Here is a 560-nt window from a genome sequence, read left to right on the forward strand (position 1 = left end):
GAAACATCTTCGGGTTGTGAGGTTAAGCGACTAAGCGTACACGGTGGATGCCCTGGCAGTCAGAGGCGATGAAGGACGTGCTAATCTGCGATAAGCGTCGGTAAGGTGATATGAACCGTTATAACCGGCGATTTCCGAATGGGGAAACCCAGTGTGATTCGTCACACTATCATTACGTGAATACATAGCGTAATGAAGCGAACCGGGGGAACTGAAACATCTAAGTACCCCGAGGAAAAGAAATCAACCGAGATTCCCCCAGTAGCGGCGAGCGAACGGGGAGCAGCCCAGAGTCTGAATCAGCTTGTGTGTTAGTGGAACGGTCTGGAAAGTCCGACGGTACAGGGTGATAGTCCCGTACACCAAAATGCACAGGTTGTGAACTCGAAGAGTAGGGCGGGACACGTGGTATCCTGTCTGAATATGGGGGGACCATCCTCCAAGGCTAAATACTCCTGACTGACCGATAGTGAACCAGTACCGTGAGGGAAAGGCGAAAAGAACCCCGGCGAGGGGAGTGAAAAAGAACCTGAAACCGTGTACGTACAAGCAGTGGGAGC

At 52.0% G+C, this 560-nt stretch carries 1 rRNA gene; it reads left to right on the forward strand.

The window, feature by feature from the left end:
- Window positions 1-20: 20 nt before the first annotated feature.
- Window positions 21-560 (forward strand): 23S ribosomal RNA (locus OGV89_RS00755); the annotation flags it as partial.

Source organism: Citrobacter sp. Cf125 (assembly GCF_030333935.1).
GTDB lineage: Bacteria > Pseudomonadota > Gammaproteobacteria > Enterobacterales > Enterobacteriaceae > Citrobacter > Citrobacter freundii.